This is a genomic window from Amycolatopsis sp. NPDC104587 (genome assembly GCF_055583645.1).
Genome location: NZ_JBVJNO010000009.1, coordinates 281107 through 300647, shown reverse-complemented (window position 1 = coordinate 300647; position 19541 = coordinate 281107). Strand labels below are relative to the sequence as shown.

Annotated in this window: 7 protein-coding genes; all 7 read right to left on the bottom strand. The window is 70.2% G+C overall.

Annotated features, from left to right (window positions below):
- Positions 1 to 58 precede the first annotated feature (58 nt).
- Positions 59 to 580, bottom strand: coding sequence for a flavin reductase family protein (locus ACZ61C_RS28830; RefSeq protein WP_465310977.1), 522 nt, complete (start codon positions 578 to 580; stop codon positions 59 to 61).
- Complete coding sequence (locus ACZ61C_RS28825) at positions 577 to 2046, bottom strand: amino acid adenylation domain-containing protein (protein ID WP_465310976.1); 1470 nt, start codon at positions 2044 to 2046, stop codon at positions 577 to 579. Before ACZ61C_RS28825 ends, ACZ61C_RS28830 begins: the two co-directional genes overlap by 4 nt.
- The gene (locus tag ACZ61C_RS28820; protein ID WP_465310975.1) at positions 2043 to 3182 is read right to left on the bottom strand and encodes an acyl-CoA dehydrogenase family protein; all 1140 of its coding nucleotides are present in this window, start codon (positions 3180 to 3182) and stop codon (positions 2043 to 2045) included. Before ACZ61C_RS28820 ends, ACZ61C_RS28825 begins: the two co-directional genes overlap by 4 nt.
- A 78-nt stretch (positions 3183 to 3260) precedes the next feature.
- Positions 3261 to 4742 (bottom strand): NAD(P)/FAD-dependent oxidoreductase, encoded by a 1482-nt coding sequence (locus tag ACZ61C_RS28815; protein ID WP_465310974.1) that lies wholly within the window; start codon positions 4740 to 4742, stop codon positions 3261 to 3263.
- Between the two features lie 107 nt (positions 4743 to 4849).
- On the bottom strand, positions 4850 to 6520 hold the full coding sequence (locus tag ACZ61C_RS28810) for an NAD(P)/FAD-dependent oxidoreductase (RefSeq protein ID WP_465310973.1): 1671 nt from the start codon (positions 6518 to 6520) through the stop codon (positions 4850 to 4852).
- Between the two features lie 55 nt (positions 6521 to 6575).
- Positions 6576 to 11171, bottom strand: a complete 4596-nt coding sequence (locus tag ACZ61C_RS28805) for a beta-ketoacyl synthase N-terminal-like domain-containing protein (RefSeq protein ID WP_465310972.1) — start codon at positions 11169 to 11171, stop codon at positions 6576 to 6578.
- A complete protein-coding gene (locus tag ACZ61C_RS28800) occupies positions 11171 to 19435 on the bottom strand; it encodes a type I polyketide synthase (protein ID WP_465310971.1) in 8265 nt (2754 codons plus the stop codon). The genes ACZ61C_RS28805 and ACZ61C_RS28800 overlap by 1 nt, the downstream gene beginning before the upstream one ends.
- Positions 19436 to 19541 lie beyond the last annotated feature (106 nt).

Sequence of the window (19541 nt, the reverse complement as noted above, 5' to 3'; positions counted from 1 at the left end):
GCCGCTCATCGATGCAGGACGGGATTCGCCTCGACCCGCTGCCTCGCTCACGACTTCCTCAGTCGGGGAACGTTTCCGGAAGTTCGCTGAACTTGGCCCGCCAGTAGGTGAGCGGACGCTCGGTCTGGCGCGCCCGGCCGTTGACTATCCGCCCGACGACCATGTGGTGGTCGCCCATCGGCACGGCTTCCACCAAGGCGCACTCCGCCCAGGCGGCCGTCTGCTCCAGCAGCGGCGAGCCCGTCCGGCGCCCCGGGTACCAGTTCGCGCCGGAGAACCGCTGCGGCCCGGGCGACGCGAACACCCGTGCGAGGTCGACGGCCCCGGCGGCGAGGATGTTCACCGCGAACGAGCCGCTGCGGTGGATCGCCGCCAGCGTTGAGCTCCGCTGGTGGATGCAGGCCAGCAGCTGTGGCGGTGCGGCCGAGACACTGCACACGGCCGAGCAGGTCAGCCCCCGCGGTCCCCCGTTCTGGTCCCGGGTGGTCACGATGGTGACCCCGGCGGCCAGCGAGCCCATCACCTCTTTGAAGGTCGCCAGATCCACCTCGATCCGCTCATCCCGGCTCGGCCCGGTCACGCGAGCACTCCGGACTCGATGGCGGTGGCCAGCGCCTTGCGGTCGGTCTTGCCGTTGGGTGTGCGCGGGAGACTCGCCACGACGTGGACGGCATCGACGATCATGTAGGTGGGGAGCCGCGTCGCGCACTCGCGCTTGAGCTCCAGCAGGCCAGGGCGCCGTTCGCCGGCGGCGACCACCACGGCGTGGATGCAGGCGTCGAGCCCGGTGCCGACGACCAGGACGACCGTTGCCGACACGGCGGGGTGCCCGGCGAGCACCGCCTCGATCTCGCCGGGTTCGATCCGGTGGCCGCGAACCTTGGCCATCTCGTCTCGCCGCCCGAGGTACTCCAAGGCGCCGTCGGGACCGATCCTGCCCCAGTCGCCGGTGCGGTACGGGCCCCGCTGCGGCTCGGCCCCCCAGTAGCCGAGCATCACCGTGGGCCCGCTGACCGTGATCTCGCCTTCCGTGGCCGCGGAAGGGTGCAGCGTGACGCTGGTGCCGGCGGCGGCGGTGCCGATAGGCAGCGGGCGCGAACCGGAGAGGTCCCGCTCGGTGACCTCGTAGCTCGTGCAGACGTTGGTTTCGGTGGGGCCGTACCAGTTGAGCAACCGGACTCCGGGCCAGGCCCTGCGCAGGTCTTGAGCGTGCCGGATGGGAAACGGTTCGCCGGCGAAGACGCAGACCCGCAGGTCGGGTGGGACCGGTTCGTCCAGCAGGCCGCCGCGCTGCATCATCATCACCAGCGCGGAGGGCACCGAGTACCAGACGCTGATCCGCGCATCGCGCAGCACGTGAACCAGGGTCGCCGGGTCGTAGGCCAGCACCTCGGGTATCAGGCGGACCGAGGCCCCGGTGAGGAAGGCGGCGTAGAGGTCGAAAACCGAGAGGTCGAAGTTGAACGGGGCGTGGTTGGCGAGCCGGTCGTCCGCGGTGACGCCGGTTTCACCGACAGCCCACCGGAGAAAGAAGAGCGCATTGCGGTGGCTGATGCACACGCCTTTCGGCTGCCCGGTGGAGCCCGAGGTGTAGAGGACGTAGGCGGGGTCGTCCGGCTTGCTCGGGTGCGGCGGTGGCGCGTCCACTTCGGACACTTCTTCGGACAGCGACCCGAGTCCGGTCAACGGCGTCGAACCGGACCAGCCGGCAGCCCGGCGCAAGCTCTGCTCGTCGGCCACCACCAGCGCGGCCGCGCAGTCCGCGGCGATCTTCGCGACCCGGGCAGCCGGGTTGGATCCGGTCACCGGCACATAAACCGCTCCGACCCGCAGGACGGCCTGCATCACCGCGATCGCTTCCGCACTCTTCCCGGTCCAGAGCACGACCCGGTCACCCGGCCGTACACGGCGTCCTACGAGAGCTGCAGCGTAGTGATGGGCGGCCTCGTCGAGCTTTCGGTAACTCCACGTGCCGTCGCCGGTGTGTACCGCGGCGGCATCGGGCCGGCGCCGTGCCGAATCGGTGACCAGCTGGTGCAGCCTCACAGGCCTATCTCCTCGGCGATCAGTCGGCGCTGGATGTCGGAGGTGCCGGAGAAAAGGGTGCTGGGAACCGCGTCGCGCAGCGTCGCCTCGACGCCGTCGGCGCTCAGGTAGCCGCGCCCGGCGAAGGTTCGCACCGCGTCGATGGCCGACGCCAGCACCCCTTCGGAGACCACCAGCTTCGACAGCGCGATCTCCAACCCGGCCGGACGTCCCTGGTCCATGGCCCAGCAAGCGCGGTACAGCAGCAGCCGTCCACTCTCCAGCCGCACCTTCATGTCGACGATGCGGTTCGCCACGGACTGGAACTCGCTGATTCGCCGGCCGAACTGGCGCCGGTCGCGGGCGAACTGCACGCACTCGGTCACCAGCCGATCCATCAGACCGAGGTAGAGTGCGAAGAGGCAGGCGCGTTCCCACCCCATCGAGTACTGGAAGACGGCAGTGCCCTGTCCCGGGGCCCCGAGTACCTGCTCGTCGGGGACCCAGCAGTTCTCGAAGGTCACCGGGCCCGCTGGACAGGACGACAAGCCCATCTTCGCCATCGGTTGCCCCACGGTCAGGCCGGTGGAGTCTCGACGCACCACGAAGCCGGTGACGCCGAGAAACCCGGCCTTCGGGTCGGTGGTGCCATAGACGACGAAGACGTCGGCCGCGGGAGCGTTGCTGACAAAGCTCTTCGTGCCGTTGACGAGAAGTCCGCCTGCGACCGGTTCGGCGGTGACCTGGAGCCGGGCGGAATCGGAGCCGGCCTCGGGCTCGGTGATCGCGTTCGCCGCGATCAGCCGCCCGGCCGCCAGATCGGGCAGCAGCATGCGTTTGAGCGTGTCCGGACCGAAGCCGAGGATCGGCATTGCGCAGGCGAAAGTATGCGCGGCCGCTCCGAACACCAGCCCCGTGTCGACGCAGCCCCGGCCCGCCGCCTCCACCACCAGCGCGGTTTCCAGCGCCCCCAGACCCCAGCCGCCGTACTCGACGGGCAGGCTGCTGCCGAGCAGGCCGATCTCACCCAGCCGGAGCCAGTCTTCGCGGTCGTAGAAACCATCTTGCCGGCGGTTCTCCGGAGGGAACCACTTCCGGGTCGCCGCCAGCACCCGGTCGTAGCGGTCCTGTTGCTCTTTGCTCCAGCCGAACTCCATGGTCATTCCTTGTCCGGTGGGTTCCGGCGGGCGCCGGGCCACCAAAGATCCGTGCGTACCGATGCGGACGAAGCGCGCTCAGGGCCCGGTCAGCACCCGCCGGACCGCCGGCGGCGCCGAGCGCCTGGCCCACAGCAGGGCCCTCAGCCGTTTCGAGAGAGTGAGGTTGTAGTACCGGTCCGAAGGGTTGTCGAAGCCGAAAACAGGTGGCAGGAAAGCGGATGTCCGCAGCTGCGCGAAGATCCGCTCTGCCGCCGCACCCGGAGCGAGCACGCCGTCCGCGACCTTCTGCACGGTTCCGACGGTGTCGTCGAACAGCAGGGTGATACCCGGATAGACCGGAAACCACATGCCACTGCCTCGGTAATGGTCCACCGCTTCCCATTGCCGAAGCCGTCCAGGGCGGGCCAGGGCGTCGTTGCGGGCTCGTTTGAGGGAGAGCGCCGCGAACATCGTGTGCAGCAGCCAGACGCGGCAAAACGCGTTCCAGAGACGGAAGTCGGCGGTCGCGGTGAGGGCTGATGCCATCAGCCGGTCGCCGTGGTCGATCAGCTCCGCTTGGAACCGCTCCAATGGCGCGAAGTGGTCCGCCGACCAGTCGCCGGTGCGGTTCGCCGCCAGCAGGCTGACGGCCGCGGCGTGCACGAGCTCGGCGGTCAAGGTCAGGTCGCGCGAGAGCATCAGGTCGTTGCGCGACGCCGACCTGTCGAGGACCACAAAACCCTCACCGGTCGAGTGCGTGATCTGGTACTGCGAGGAGTTCTCGCGGGTCCACGGTCGGGTCACCACCGCCGCCTCGAAGGCCGGGGCCAGATCGGGGAACGCCCGGACCAGGTCGTGGAACTCCTCCTCCGGCGAGCCCCCGTGCTCCGGCCAAGCCCCCGGTTCCAGGGTGACCGCGACACTGGTGACTTGCCCCTCGGCAAAGGGCACCACCTGGATCCACCCACCCGGAAAGACCAGGTGGGTGGTCCCTTCGCTCCACGCGGTGCCCCTGGCGCCGGGGGAGACCCGAGACTCCAGCGGCAGTACCCCTCGCAGATGAGCGGTCAGCACCCGGGCGCGGTGCCGAAGTGGCCGGCGGACCGGTTCGGGGCCGAGCCGGTCCAGCATCGGTGCGTTCCGGCCCGCCATGTCCACCACGAACTCGGCGTGCACCTCTCCGCCGTCGGACAGTTCGACGACAAAATCGCCGGCCGAGCCGCGCACGGCGGTCACCGCCGGCCTGCCGGCCGGCGCCTGGCAACCGTGGCGGATCGCAACGCGGTGCGCCCACGCCTCGATGTCCGGGCGGAACAGGTGCGCCTCGCCGTGCTCGCCGGGAACAGTGAACTGCACCAGGTGATGCGCGCGCACCCGACGTTCTGGCTCGCTGTACACGAAGCCGATGTTCTGCTTGGCCTTCGAGCTCGCCCGCACCTCTTCGGGCAGGAGCTCGAAGTGGCCCAGAGCCGACAGCTCGGGAAGCTCGAAGCGCCGCGCCAGCAAGCCGAACACCTCGGCGGTGTAGGGCACGGTGTCCTCACCGGAAGGGGTGGTCGGGTCCTCGGCGGCGTCCACCAGCACGACCTCCAGGCCGGCCCGGGCGAGGATGGCCGCCAGCATCGCCCCGCCGAGGTGTGCGCCGAGCACGGCGACGCGGTGCTGGTGTTCGTCCGCTGGACGGGTCACTGCCATGCCGTCCGCCCCTTCACCAGCTCTTTCGGCTTGGACCGCAGAAACCCGCCCAGGGCGCTGTTGACGATCACTCCGATCTCCGGGTCCGCTCCGCGGCGCGCCCAGCGCATGGTGCGCAGCATGCGGGCAGGATTCGGGTTGTGGAAACGGTGCGCCTGATCGCTGAGACCGAACGCCGGCGGCGCGTAACTATCGTCCTGGAGCACGTCGTGCAGGATGCCGGTTGCCCGGTCCGGGGTCATCAGGCCCTTCTGGACGTCGCGGCAAGCCGCCCAGGCGGGTTCCATGGACTTCGTGAAGTGGTCGCTCGCGGCGAACACCGCACCCGGGTGGGGCTGAGCCTCCAGCTCTCGCCAGATGATCGGGTCCCGGGTCCGCTCGAACCGCACGAGAGCGTCCTGGAGGTTCATGCCTCCCAACACGCTGCCCAGCGCCCACAGCCGGAAGGTCATGTTCCACAGGCCGTAGTCCCGGAACGAGGTGAAGGAGCTTGCCACCCCCTCGTCGTGGGAACGGATCAGGCCGTCCTGCAGTCGCTGGAGATAGGCGAAGCGCTCGGCTGACCAGTCGTCGTCGCGGGTCGCCTCGATCAGCCGCCAGGCCAGGGAGTTGACCACGTCGGTGGTATTGGTCAGTCCTCGCGAGTAGAGGGCGTCCACAAAACCGGCGGCGTGCGAGGTCAAGCAGAAGCGGTCGCCGACGACCTTGCTGGACGAGTACTGCAGCCGTCCTGTCGAGACCCACGGCCGGGCCGCCACCGCGTCCTCGAACTGCGGGGCGATGTCCGGGAACCGCTCGAGGAACGCGGCGAACTCCTGCTCGGGAGGCTCGTCGCCCTTGGGGTGCCGACGGGGGTCCAAGGTCAGGCCTACGCTGCAGAGTTTGTTGGTCGCCGCCTTGTGGTTGTCGAAGGGGATGACCCACAGCCAGCCGCCGTCGAAGACGTGGTGCAGGGTTCCCTCGTGCCAAGGGCTCGGGTTGTCGTGCTTGGCACCGGCCGGGCAGGCGTCGAACGGTCGCACGCCCACCATGTGCGTGAACAGCGTCCGCGAGTGTGTCTCCTGTTGTGGTACCTCGTCGCGCAACCCGTACTTCTTGGCCAGCGGTGAATTGTGGCCACCGGCGTCGACCACGTACCTCGCCCGGATCTCCGGACCACCGACGACGGACAGGGTGACCCCGGAACCGGCCACCTCGACTTCGTCGACCCGGCTGCCCAGCCTCGGCACCGCCCCATAACCGAGCGCCACGTTGAACACGTAGGCGTCGACGTCCTGGCGGAACATGTGTGACTCGCCCGGCAGCGCGGACGCGATGACGAACTGGTTGATCTCTTTCGGATCTTGCCGGCGTCCCTCCTCGTGGTAGATGAAACCGAAGTTTCGCTTCCGCCCGATGTTGGAGGTCACCTTGGTGCGCATGAGGGCGAATTCGCTGAGGTTGGCGAGCTCCGGCACCCCGTACCGCAGAGCCATGATCCGCATCATGATCGACGTGTAGGGGATGGTGGACTCGCCGACCGCGAAGCGCGGGTGGATGCCGGCGTCGACCAGGACTGTCTTCACCCCGTTGCGCGCGAGGATGGCCGCCAGGATCGATCCGGAGATTCCGGCGCCGAGGATGGCGACGTCGTAGGTTGTCTGGTTCGGCTTGGCGCTCATCGGACTACCTCCAGGGTGAACGGACGGGGTGGACGGACCGAAGCGTCGGCGGCCATCAGGTCGCGGCGTCGGCCGGGTACTGCTGCTGCACCAGGCGCTGCAGAAGGGAGCCCCAGGCGGAACCGGGGCAGGCGAAGAACTCGCCGCTGTCGATCTCCAGGTGGAGGTCGTCTCGGCACCGTTTGATCAGCTCCATCACCATCAGGCTGTCCATCCCCAGGTCGAGCAGGCTGGTGTCGTCGTCCAGATCGGTGGAGGGCACGCCCAGGATTTCGGAAAGCTGCACCTTGACGTAGCCGTCGAGCACTGTCACGCGCTCCTCGGCGGTGAGGGGGAGCAGACGTGCGGTCAGCCCGTCGGCGGTCTCCGCGCGGGCGACGGGCACGGGCCCGGCCCGGAGCTCCCGCAGGATCGGCCGCTCCCCACGAGCCGACATCAAGTCGCAGAACACGGACCAGTCGGCGGCGCAGACCGTCCGGTGCGTGACACCGGAGGCCACCGCGTGGCCGAGCTGCTCCAACGCCTGGTCCGGGTTCAGCTGATGGAGGCCGATCGAGCGCAGGAAGCGCAGCACACCGTCGTCCGCCATGCCCGACGGCATCGCCCACGGGCCCCAGCTCACGGTGGTCGCCGGCAACCCCCGCAGCCGGCGGAAATGGGCGAACGAATCGAGGAAGGCGTTGGCGGCGGAGTAGCCGGCCAGGTGCTGGGAGCCCCAGACGGAGGCGATCGAGGAGTAACAGGCAAAAAAGTCAAGATCCAGACCGGCGGTGGCGGTGTGCACGGCCCAGGTGCCGGCGACCTTGGCGTGCACGGTCCGGTTGTAGGTCGGCTGGTCGTACTCACGCAGGAACTGCGGCTCGGACACGCCTGCCGCGTGGATCACTCCGCGCAAGGGCTGCCCGGCTTCCGCGAGATCCTCGACCAGACGCCGGAGCGCGACGGGGTCGGCGCAGTCCAAGGTCACGACTCTGACCTCGGCACCCAGGGACTCGATCCGCCGCACTAGGGCGATTCGGTCGAGGACTGCGGAGCCGAGCGAACCGTCCTGCCACCGCGAGCGATCCGGCAGGCCGGTACGTCCGGCCAGCACCACTGTGCCGGCCCCGTGGCGGGCCAGCCATCCGGCCGTCGCGAGACCGAGCGAGCCGAGGCCGCCGGTGACCAGGTAGCTGCCTGGCTTGGCGAAGTCGGGCAGGCCGGGTTCTCGTGCGGCGGGGGCGGCGACCAGCCGAGGCACCCTCCTCTCGGAGCCCCGAACGGCGACCAGGTCTTCCACGTCCTCGCGCTGCAGGAAAGCCGTGATCCGGGCCACTTCTTCCGGGCCGCCTGCCGGGTCGAGATCGAGCAGCCCGCCCCACAGTTCCGGGTGCTCCAGCGCGGCAACCTTGCCCAAACCCCACAAAGGCCCCGCGGCGAGGCACACGCCGGTCTGGCCCGGGCCGGTGTACTGGGCGCCGCGGGTCACCACCCACAGCCGGGTGGCGGCCGCCGACCCGGCCAGACTGCGCACGGTGTCCAGAAAGACGTGTTCGCAGGTTGCTCTGGCCTGCTCCAGCACACCAGCGTCGAGATCGCCGGCCGGCAAACTCAACGCACCGAGCAGGACAACATCGTCCACGCGGGCCGAGCCGACGAAGTCCACGACCTGGCTGGCTTCGGCCGGGCATTGATGCACGACGGCGCCGGCTTCGCGTAAACGCGTCACCAAACTGTCGCCGCTTTCCCCGCCACCGACCAGGAGAAGCCGTCGTCCGGCCAGGGAACCCGAGCCGGACGCCGGTGCGTACGGGCGCCAGACCAGGTCCCAGGCTGTCTGCTCGGACGGCGTGCGAGGCACAGGGTCCGTTGCCCCCGATGGTGACACCCCTTTCGGGGTGGCGGTCTCGGCGCTGTTCGGCCGACGCTGCGGGAACCAATAGCTGCGACGTTGCCATGGGTAGGTAGGCACTGCTGTGCGTCGCGGCTCTTCCGCCTGATGCACCTGCTCCCAGTTCACCGCCACACCACGGTGATGCAGGGCGCCGAGCGCCTGGGCCAGCACGAGCGCGTCGTCGTGGTCGCGGCGCAACGAGGGTACCCAGGCCATGCCGTCGTCGGGCACCGCACGGGCCGCCAGGCCGAGCAGCACCGGGGCGGGGCCCAGCTCCAGGAACGTGCGGCAGCCCTGCGCCACCACTTCCTCGATGCCGTCGGCGAAGCGCACCGTCGCCGTCACGTGCTCCACCCAGTAATCCGGGCGGGCCTGGTCAGGGCCCCATTCGCGCCCGGTCACGTTGGACACCAGCCGGTACCTCGGCCGGCCGAAGGTCAGACCCGCGATGGCCGCCCTGAACCGGTCGAGGATCGGCGCCATCAGAGGCGAGTGGAACGCGTGCGACACGTTCAACGGCCGGTGCTTGATGCCCTGCGAAGCCAGGATCGCGACGACTTCGTCAAGATCCTTGCGGGGCCCGGAAACCACTACATCAGTGGGTCCGTTCACGGCCGCGAGCGTCACCAAGGGCAGCGGGCCGGCTTCCGTCAACGCCGCGCGGGCGATGTCCTCACTGCACGCCAGGGTCTCCATCGCACCGCCGGACGGCAGCGCCTCCATCAGCCGAGCTCGCGCGACGACCAGCCGGGCGGTGTCTTCCAGGGAATGCACACCGGCGACGCACGCCGCCGTGATTTCACCGATGCTGTGTCCCAGCACCCACGCCGGTGTGACGCCCCAGTGCTCCCAGAGCCGGGCCAGCGCGTACTCCACAGCGAACAGGGCGGGCTGGGTGAACCCGGTGCGGTCGATCCCGCGGGAGTCGTTGTTGTCGAAGAGCACCGAGAACAGTGGCTGGTCGAGCAATGGGTCCAGGGCTGCCGCGCAGGCGTGCAGCGCTGCCGCGAACACCGGTTCCGACCTGAACAGCCCGCCGGCCATCCCCGTGTATTGCGAGCCCTGACCCGTGAACAACCAGCCGAGCCTGCTCGCTCGGGCACGGGCGGGCGCGAGGGTGACCGCGTGATCGTGCCGGCGGCCGGTGGCGTGGGCGATGAGGGCCGAGGCGACCTGCCTGCTGTCGCCCACCGCCGTCAGGCCGTACTTCATCCGATCGCGGCCGACGTGGGTGGTGTAGGCGATGTCGGACAGCGCACGGGCATCGGCCGGCTCGACCAAGGCAGCGTAGGCCTCGGCCGTCGCGCGCAGCGCCTCGGGAGAATCGGCGCTCAAGGTCAGGACGCAGGTGGTGCGGGGAACGCCCCCGCGCGCGGGCAGCGCCGGAGCTTCGCCGAGGACCACGTGGGCGTTGGTTCCGCTCGCGCCGAAGCTGCTCACACCGGCGATCCGAGGCCCCTCCGGCCACGGAGTGTCCTCGGTCGTGATCCGGAGGTTCAGCTCTGTCCACGGCACCTGCGGGTTGGGCTGCGTCAAGTGCAGGTGCCGGGGGATCGAACGGTGCCCGAGCGCCAGCACCGTCTTGAGCAGCCCGGCCGCTCCGGACGCCGGCTCGAGGTGGCCGATGTTCGTCTTCACCGAGCCCACGAGCAGCGGCCGGTCTTCGGATCGTCCCGGGCCCGTCACGGCGCCCAGGGCCACCAGTTCGATGGGGTCGCCGAGTTGGGTGCCGGTGCCATGGGCCTCGACGTAGGCGAGTTCGGTGCTTCGGACGCCGGCGTCGTTGAGAGCGGAGCGGATCACGCTCTGCTGAGCGGCGGGGTTGGGTACGGTCAGGCCGCTGCTGCGTCCGTCGTGGGCGGTGGCCACTCCGAGGATCAACGCGAGCACGCGGTCGCCTGCGGCTTGGGCGTCCTCCAGCCGTTTCAGGACGAAAAGCGCGCCGCCTTCCCCGCGGGCGTATCCGTCGGCCGAGGCGTCGAACGTCTTGCAGCGACCGTCGGAAGCCAATCCCCGTAGCCTGCTCACCAGGACGAAGCCGTAAGGGGTGAGCAACAAGTTCACCCCACCCACCAGCGCCATGTCACTGCTGCCCGTGCGGAGTGACTGGCAAGCCAGCTCCACCGCCACCAGGGACGACGAACACGCGGTGTCCACGACCAGGCCGGGGCCTTGGAGGCCGAAGGTGTAGGAAATCCGGCCGGCGAGAAAGCTGGGCTCACCGATCAGCTGGTAGGGGTCGGCGTCCTCGATCGCTCCTTCCTCTTGGCGCATGCGCACGTAGTCGGAGGTGCTCGCCCCGATGAACACCCCGGTCCGGGTTCCTCGCAGTGAACTCGGCGGCAGCCCGGCGTCTTCCCACGCCTCCCACGCCAGCTCGAGCACCAGCCGCTGCTGCGGGTCCATGCCGACTGCCTCGCGAGGCGAGATGCCGAACACCGCGGGGTCGAAGCCGTCCACCGGAGCGTCGAGGAAGCCGCCGGCGAGGGAGTAGGCCGTACCAGGGTGATCGGGGTCGGGATGGTGGTAGCCCGTGGTCGGATGCCGGTCCTCGGGGAAGCGGGAGACGTGGCCGCGCCCCTCGGTCAGCGACTGCCAGTATTCGGCAGGGGAGGCGCCTCCGGGAAGCCGGCAGGAGACGCCGATGACGGCGAGCGGCTGGGACCGTTCGCGTTCCAGCTCCCGGATCCTGGCTCGGAGGTTCCGGATGGTGCCGAGCGATTCCTTGACACGGCTGCGAAGTGCGTTCTGGTCGACTGAATTTCCGGTCTCGGGCATCAGTTTTCCTCTCCGTGCTCCGGAGAACCGGAGATTTCGGCGTCCAGCAGGCGAAGCAGTTCTTCGTCGGAGAGGTCGTCGGTGATCTCGGAGTCCGGCGGCCCGACGGGCTCCGGTCGGTCTTGCGGCGACTGCCCGAGCCCCAGCAGGTCCAGCAGGTGGTCGGTGAGCGCGGCGGCAGTGGGGTGTTCGAAGGCCACCGTGGCCGAGAGCGCCAGCTCGAAATCCTTGGCCAGCCCCAGTCGCAGCGTGAGCGCCGTGACCGAATCCATGCCGCTGTCGAAGAAGCCCTGCTGCGCCGGGAACTCGCCGTCCGTGAGTCCGAGCACTTTCGCCGCGTGTGCGCAGATCCGGTCGAGCATCAGGTCACGGCGGTGGGCGGGCTCGAGCCGGCCCAAGGTGGCCAAGAAGCGGGTGCCGTCCTCCTGTCCGCCCGCGTCGGAGAGCACACCGGCGAACAGGCTGCGATGGGGAGAATCGGCCAAAAGGGCGCCGAAGGTGTCCCAGTCGATGTCGGCGAGGGTGAGCCCGATCGACCGGGTGCCCCCGAGGTGGGCCAAGGCGGTGGTGACGGCAGCCCCGCCGAGCGGGGTGACACCACTGCCGGCCAACAGCCGTCTGGTGCGCTCGTCGAGCGTGGCCGAGCCCTCCACCGGCATCAGGTCCAGGTGGGTGACCGGCAGGCCGGCCAGCAGCCGGCGGTGGGCCAGCGCCAGCAGCCGCCAGTCGGCCGCCGCCATCGCGCCGGACCCGATGAACCCCCACGTGCCCGCGGCCGACCCGAGCACCACGAAGAGGGCGGGATGTGCCTCGGCGGTGATCCGGTCCAACTGCTCGGCCAGCTCGGCTCGCCGCAGCTCTGCCCGCAGCCGCGCATCACTGATCTCCTCCAGCGGAGTGGCCGGGAAGGGCGGCGTCGCGCAGACCACACCGCCCAGGCCGCCATCGGCGTTCAGCTGCCTGACCAGGCCGGTCGGATCGGTGTCGGCGAGCTCCTCGACCTCACAACCGCTTGCCCGCCAGGCCGTGACCCGGGGCTCGGCTTCGCGTACCGGACCCGCCAGCGCGATCCGCTTCGCGCCCGCTCCGACAAGCCAGTCCACTGCGGGACCGGCCAGCTCACCTCCGGCACCGGTGACGAGGTACCACTGTGCCGGGTCGGGCACTTGCCACCTGTGCGACCCGAAAGAAACCGGAGCCGGGGTGATCGTGCCGACCTCTGCGGCGGCGTGTTCGAGCCGGATGTGGTCGTGCGCCGGGCCGCATGACAGCCAGGTCACCAGAGCCGAGATCTCTTCGCCGCTGCCACAGGAGAGGTCGACGTGGCCGCCCCAGGCGTCAGGCCGCTCCATGGCCAGAGCCCGTCCGATCCCGGCGTGGGCACCTTGGATGCCGTCCGGGCAGCCGCCGCGCGCGTGGGTGATCAGCGCGTTCCGGGTGACCACCCACATCCGGGCCACCGGACCGACTGCCCGGGCCAGCGCTCCGGCCAGAGCCGCGGTCACCCGCCGGCCCTCGGAGTCGGTGTCCAGCTGCTCCAGCGGCCACAGAACGCACACGGCTGTGGGCACCTCGTCGGCGTACTCGGCGAGCAGAGCCTGCCAGGCGTCGCGGTCGGCTGGGTCGATCCGCCTGCCGTCCACTCCGTCGGCGGCGCTCCCGGAACGGATCCGGACGACCTCCAGGCCTGTGTCACCCAGCTGGTCGGCGACGGCGCCGGCCAGGTGTCCGGTGTCACCGCAGACCAGCCACCGCCGAGCCGGATCGGCCGCTCGAGGCGGCCGCTCGGAGCGGCGGGCCATCCGGTAGAACACCCCGGTGGCCGGGTCTTCGTCCATGGGGGTCGAATCGGCCGCTCCTGAGAGACAAAGCGAGCCCAGCTCCAGGATCGCCCGCCCCGCCGGGTCCAGCACGACCAGGTCGGCCTCCTTGCGTCCCTCGGCGTCTTGCCGCAGGATGCCGCGGCGCATCCGCACGACTCCGTCCATCGCGGCCTTGACCCGGACCGCGCCGATGGAGTGGGGTTCGGCAGAACCGCCCTCCATCCCTTCCGTGAGCCTTTGTGCCATTCCCAGCAGCGCTGGTGGGATCCGGTGGCGGGAGGCCGAAGGAGGCAGGACCGCGGTGACTTCGACGCCCAGCGGACCGGTTCGCGCTTCGGTCACCCGCAGTGCCGGGAACTCCGCCGCGAGCCGGCTTCGCAGCGCGCCGTCGGGCGCCCCATCGGACCAGGGGACGGTGATCTCCTCGTCGTGAGCGTTCACCAGGGAGGCTGTCAGCGCAGCCGCGCCCAGACCGCCCTCAGCGTCGAGGGAAAGGGCGCCTTCCGCCGATCGGACTGCCAGCTGCAGCAACGCCCGGTCGTTCGCGTCGACCGTCGGCGCGGGGCCGAACAACACGCCGCGCAGGGCGGCGGCGCCGGCACTTGCGGCGCCTTGCAGCGCCGAGTCCAGCAGCGCGGCCGCGCTGACCGACGAGCCGGTTGTCCCCGAGCTGACCTGCCACGGGTTGCGGACCCCGTCGACGGCCACCGGCAGCAATCTGGTGCCGGGAGCGAACGCCGGCCGGATGGGTTCTCCGACCAGCGGTGCGCCGGAGCGCACCGGCGCGTCGTCTGCCATCCGGTACTCGCTCCGTTGCCACGGGTAGCCGGGTGTGCTCACCACCGCCCTGCTCGCTCCGTAGAAAGACCGCCAGTCGACCGGCACGCCGTTCGTGTGCAGGGCCGCCAGGCTGCCGAGCAGCGAGCCCACCTCGTCCTCGTCCTTCACCAACGACGGCACGACGCACGGGATCACGTTGCCGGCTGCGGCCAGCGAGTCTTCGACCGACGGCGTGAGCACCGGATGCGGCGACACCTCCAGGAACACCCGTTCCGCGGGGTCTTCCACCGAGCCGATGGCGGCCTGGAACAGCACCGGTTCGCACAGGTTGCGTCCCCAGTACCGCGACGTGAGCTCCGAACCGGGCACTACGGAGCCCGTTACCGAGGAGTGCATCGGGATCCGGGTTCCGGCCGGGGTCAGCTCGGCCAGGCGCTCCATCAGCCGGGGACGCAGCGGCTCGATCAGCGGGCTGTGCGCGGCCACCGAGAACTTGGTCCGCCGGGCGAAGATGTTCTCACCGGCGAGCTCCTCGGCGAGCTCGTCCAGCGCTGTCACCTCGCCGGAGACCATGACGTTGTGCGGGTTGTTGACCACGGCGACGTGCAGCCGGTCCGCGTAGATGACCAAGTACGGGGCGAGGGCCTCCGGGGACAGACCGACGGTCAGCGAACCACCGGTTCCCTGCATGGTCTCCAACAGTTGTGAGCGCAGGCAGAGCACCTTCGCCGCTTGGGCGAGGGTCAGCGCTCCGGCGGTCCAGGCCGCCGCGACTTCGCCCATGCTGTGTCCCACCACGGCATCGGGGCGCACGCCCCAGCCGCGCCACAGCTCCACCAGGCCGACCTGCACCATGAAGATCAATTCCTGCGAGACGCCCGTGTCGAAGGAACGGCTGCCGGGTTCGCCGAGCAGAGTCGCCAGGGGAGACCAGTCGATCCAGGGGCGCATCGCTTCTTCGCAGCGTTGTACCGCTTCCGCGAACACCGGCTCCTCAGCCAACAGCCGGCGTCCCATACCGGGCCACTGCGACCCGTAGCCGGAAAAAACGAAGACGCAGCTGCGTGGGACTTCGGCGGAGCCGGTAACCAGCCCGGAGTGCGTTTCGCCCTTGGCTGCGGATGTGAGCGCGGCTTGCAGCTCGGGGAGATCGCGTCCCACGATCGTGGCCCGGTGGTCAAAGTGGCTGCGGCGGGCGGCGACGGTGTACCCGAAGTCCGCCAGCTGCGAGGGCTCCAGGCCGGCCAGGGCCACCGAATGACGTCCGGCGGCGTCCCGCAAGGCGGTGGGCTGAGCGGCGGACAGCGGCAGGACGAATCGCGAAGGAGCCGGGACCGGGTTTACGGCCGGCGGCTCGGCGTCGATCGGCGGCTCGGCGACGAGGATGTGTGCGTTGGCGCCGGTGAAGCCGAAGGCGCTCACCCCGGCGATCCGGCGGCTGCCGGGGTTCGGCCAGCCGGGGTCCTCGCCGGCGAGGGCGAGCCGCAGGCCCGGCCAGTCGATCTTGCGGGTCGGCGTCCGCGCTCCGATGTGCGGCGGGATCCGGCCGTGGTGAACCGAAAGCACCGCTTTGATCAGACCGGCGACACCCGCAGCGGCTTCGAGGTGGCCCATGTTCGCCTTGACCGAGCCGACCCGGAGCGCTTCGTCCTCGGCGGCCGCCTCCGGTCGTAGTGCCTGGGCGAGCGCCTGCAGTTCGATCGGGTCACCCAGCGGGGTCCCGGTGCCGTGGGCTTCGACGTAACCGACCTGCGAGCCGTGCAGCCCGGCCTGCGCCAGGGCTTGCCGGATCAGCCGCTCCTGTGCGGTTCCGTTCGGCACGGTCAACCCGCTGCTGGCCCCGTCCTGGTTGATGGCGGTCGCCGGGAGCACGGCGTAGACCCGGTCGCCGTCTGCGCGGGCCGTGGACAGACGTTTGAGCACCACCGCCCCCGCCCCCTCGCCGCGGAGGCAGCCGTCGGCTTCGTCGTCGAAGGTGCGGCAGTGTGCGCTGCTCGACAGAGCTCCGGCGGCGGACATCGAGATCGGGATCGCCGGACCGAGGATGACGTTGACACCACCCGCGACGGCGACCTCGCTCTCCCCGCTGCGGAGGCTTTGGCCGGCCAGGTGCACGGCCGTCAGCGAAGACGAGCAGGCGGTGTCCACCGCGATGCTCGGCCCGGTCAACCCGAGGAAGTAGGAGAGCCGCCCAGCTGCGCCGGCGAAGGAGTTACCGGTTCCGTAGTAGAAGTCGACGTCCTGCAGGCGACCGCTCATCCGCTGGGCGTGGTCCGTGCTGTTCATGCCGACAAAAACGCCGACGGCGGAGCCGCGGAGCCGCTCGACCGGAGTGCCTGCGTCGGCAAGTGCCTCGTAGGCGACCTCCAGGTACAGCCGATGCTGGGGATCGAGACTGTGCGCCTCACGCGGTGAGATGCGGAAGAAAGCGGCGTCGAAGCCGTGGACGTCGTCCAGGTAGCCGCCGTACGGAGTGGACATGGTGCCGGGGCTCCAGTCTCCTTCCGAGAGGTGGGCGAGCCGATCCCACCGGTCGGCGGGGAGATCGCGGATCACTTCACGGCCGTCGAGCAGCATCCGCCAGTAGTCCTGTGGAGTAGGGCTGCCGGGGAACCGGCAGCCCAGGCCGACCACCGCGATCACGTCGTCGTCGGGTGCCGTGGCACCGGCGCCGGTCCGGCCCGGCGGTGTGCCCTTGGCCTTCACCGTGACCAGCGGTTGCACGAAGTCGACCAGGTCTTCCAGGCAGGGGTGGTCGAACGGTGCGGTGGTGGGGATTTCCACTCCCAAGGCCGATCTCAGGCGGTCCGTGAAGGTGACCACGCTCAGCGAGTCCAGTCCCAGGTCGGTGAAACCCCGTCGAACCGGAATCCGCTTGCCGGGCCGTTCGCCCAGGACTTCGGCCAAGATCACGCTCAGCCGCTGCAGCAGCGCCTTGCGGGTCGGCGCGGCCTGAGGAGAGAAGTCCGCCGGCGGTGCCGCCTCGCTGAGAAAGGCGGATTTCACGGGCGCCGCCGGGGCATCCTCTTGCGGGCCTGCCGAGTCGGTCCCCGGCGCGGTCTGCGTTCCCGGCACGACGCCTGGAAGCCAGAAAGACTCGTGCTGCCAAGGATGACGCGGAAGGTCCGTGAGCCTTCCCGGCACCAGGTCGTCCCACCGGACGGTCGCGCCCTCACAGTGGAGTTCGGTGAGACCGGCCAGGAGGGTCGTCCGGCTGTCCCGGTCGCAGCGCAGTGAGGAAACCGCAATGCCCCTCCTGCCGCAGGCGGTGAGGCTCTCCGTGAGCGGGCGGACCAGCGTCGGGTGCGGGCCGATCTCGATGAAGTCGGCGTCGCCGGATTCGAGGATGCCGCGCACCGCGGGCCAGAGGTGAACCGGGTTCAGCACGTTGGCGGCCCAGTACGCGGCGTCGAGCGGGCCCGAGTGGTGCTCGGGATCGGCCGTCGAGCGGAACGCGGGCGCCGCGCCGAGCGGGACCAGGTCCGCCAGCTCCTCGGCCAGCCGTTCGGCGTAGGGGGCCATCGCCGGGCTGTGGAAGGCGTGGGCACCGGGGATCAACCGGCACCTGACCGAGTGCGCGGCCAACCTTCGGGCAGCGGCGTGGACGTCGGCGGAGGTGCCGGCGAGCACCACCGAGTTCGGCCCGTTGACCGCGGCCACGTGGAGCGGAGATCCGTGGAGGGCATCGATGGCGTCCTGTTCGGACAGTGCGACTGCGAGCATCTGTCCGCTGCCCGCTGCTCCCGCCGTGATCCGTCCCCGGCGCACGGCGAGGGACAAGGCTGTGGCGAGGTCGAGCGCGCCCGCACTCAGGGCGGCCGCGATCTCTCCCACGCTGTGGCCCAGCACGAGGGTGGGCTCCACGCCACGTGATCGCCAAACCGCGTCGAGAGCCGCTTGCACCGCCACCAAGACGGGCTGGGAGAGCTCGGTGGCAGTCGGGTCGAGCTCGCTCAGCAGATCGCGCAGCGGGAGCAACCCGTTGCGCCGCAGCACCTGGTCGCACTCGTCGAGCACGACCGCGGCCGCCGGTTCCCGGTCCCACAGATCGAGTCCCATTCCGCGCCACTGCCGGCCTTGGCCGGAGAAGACGAAGACGGTCTGGCGGCGTCGGCGTGAGGTGGCGAACCCGGTCACCGTGCGCTCGTCCGGATTGCCTTCGGACAGATCGCGCAGGGAGTCACGGAGCTCATCGGCACCTGAAGCGGCAACAGCGGCCCGGTGCTCGTGATGGCTGCGGCGGACAGCGGCTGTGTGCAGCAGATCGGGAAGCCCGGCGGGGTCGATGTCGGTGACGGTCTCCAGGAGATCGGCGGCTCTGGTCCGGAGTGCCTCCGCGGTGGAACCGGAGAGCAGCAGCACAGGCTGGTGGGTGGTCTCCGGGGCGCGCGGGAAGTCCTCGACCGCCGGGGCGGAGAGCAGCAGGTGCGCGTTCGTGCCGCTGAGGCCGAACGCGCTCACGCCGAAGAGAGCCTCGTTGTCGCAGACGAGCTTCTCGGCTTCGGTGGTGATCCGCAGCGGCCCGTCGGCCCAGGCGACGGCCGGGCTGGGCGTGTCGAAGTGCAGCTGCGGCGGCAGCGTCCGGTGGCGAGCGATGAGCGCAGCCTTGATGACTCCCGTCACTCCGGCTGCCGCGTCGGTGTGACCGAAGTTCGCCTTGTGCGAACCGATGTGAAGGGGACCTTCGCGGTCTCGTCCGGGGCCGAACACCTCGGCCAGCGCAGCGGCCTCGATCGGGTCGCCGAGCAGCGTGCCGGTGCCGTGTGTTTCGACGTACACGACCTGATCGGCTGGAGTCTCCGCCTGCCGCAACGTCTCGCGCAGCAATGCGACCTGCGCGGAGGCGTTGGGCATGGTGAGCCCGGCGCTTCGGCCGTCCTGGTTCATGGCGGTGCCGTGGACGTGGGCGAGCACCCGGTCCCCGGCCGCCAATGCGTCCTCGAGCCGCTTGAGCACGAGCACACCGCAACCTTCACCGCGGACGACACCGTCGGCGTCGGCCGCGAACGGCTTGCAGCGGCCCGTGGGGGAGAGCGCCTGCACCTTGCTCATGAAGACGGAGATCTCCGGCGAAACCAGCACGTTCACGCCGCCGGCCAGTGCGATGTCGCTCTCGCCGGCGGCGAGGCTGCGGCAGGCGAGGTGAACTGCCACCAGAGAGGAGGAACACGCGGTGTTGACCGACATCGCGGGGCCCTGGAGCCCCAGCGCGTAGGCCACCCGCCCGGCCGCGAAGCTGAACTCCTTACCACTGGCGAAGTAGGGGCCGATTCCCCTGACTCCGCGGGTCTTCGTGTGGAGCAGCATGTAGTCCATGGCGAGCAGGCCGAAGAACACCCCGGTGCGAGAGCCCGACAGTCCCGATCGGGTCGCCCCGGCGTGTTCGAGCGCTTCCCAGGAGACCTCCAGCAACAGCCGCTGCTGCGGGTCCATCTCCCGAGCCTCGCGCGCCGAGATCCCGAAGAAGTCCGCGTCGAACTGGTCGACGTCCGGCAGGAAGCCGCCGTAGGCGGTTCCGGGCGCGGAACTGTCCTCCCCCGAGCTCCCTTGGGCCCACCGTGTCCGAGGTAGCTCGCCGATCACCCCCTCGCCGTCGCGCAGGGTGCGCCAGAATGACCCGAGGTCGACCACACCGCCCGGGTAACGGCAGCCGATGCCCACGATGGCGACGGGAGGTCCCTGATTCGTTCGCCGCACGGCGGCCATAGGAGTTCCCCCAAGACGATTGAGGCCGGCGCGGAGACGCGTCTCTCGTGCGCCACCACGC

What these genes read in the sequence shown, in the direction of transcription:
- ACZ61C_RS28820 (WP_465310975.1), bottom strand. Translation starts at nt 3,182, where the DNA reads ATGGAGTTCGGCTGGAGCAAAGAGCAACAGGACCGCTACGACCGGGTG.
- ACZ61C_RS28810 (WP_465310973.1), bottom strand. Translation starts at nt 6,520, where the DNA reads ATGAGCGCCAAGCCGAACCAGACAACCTACGACGTCGCCATCCTCGGC.
- ACZ61C_RS28805 (WP_465310972.1), bottom strand. Translation starts at nt 11,171, where the DNA reads ATGCCCGAGACCGGAAATTCAGTCGACCAGAACGCACTTCGCAGCCGT.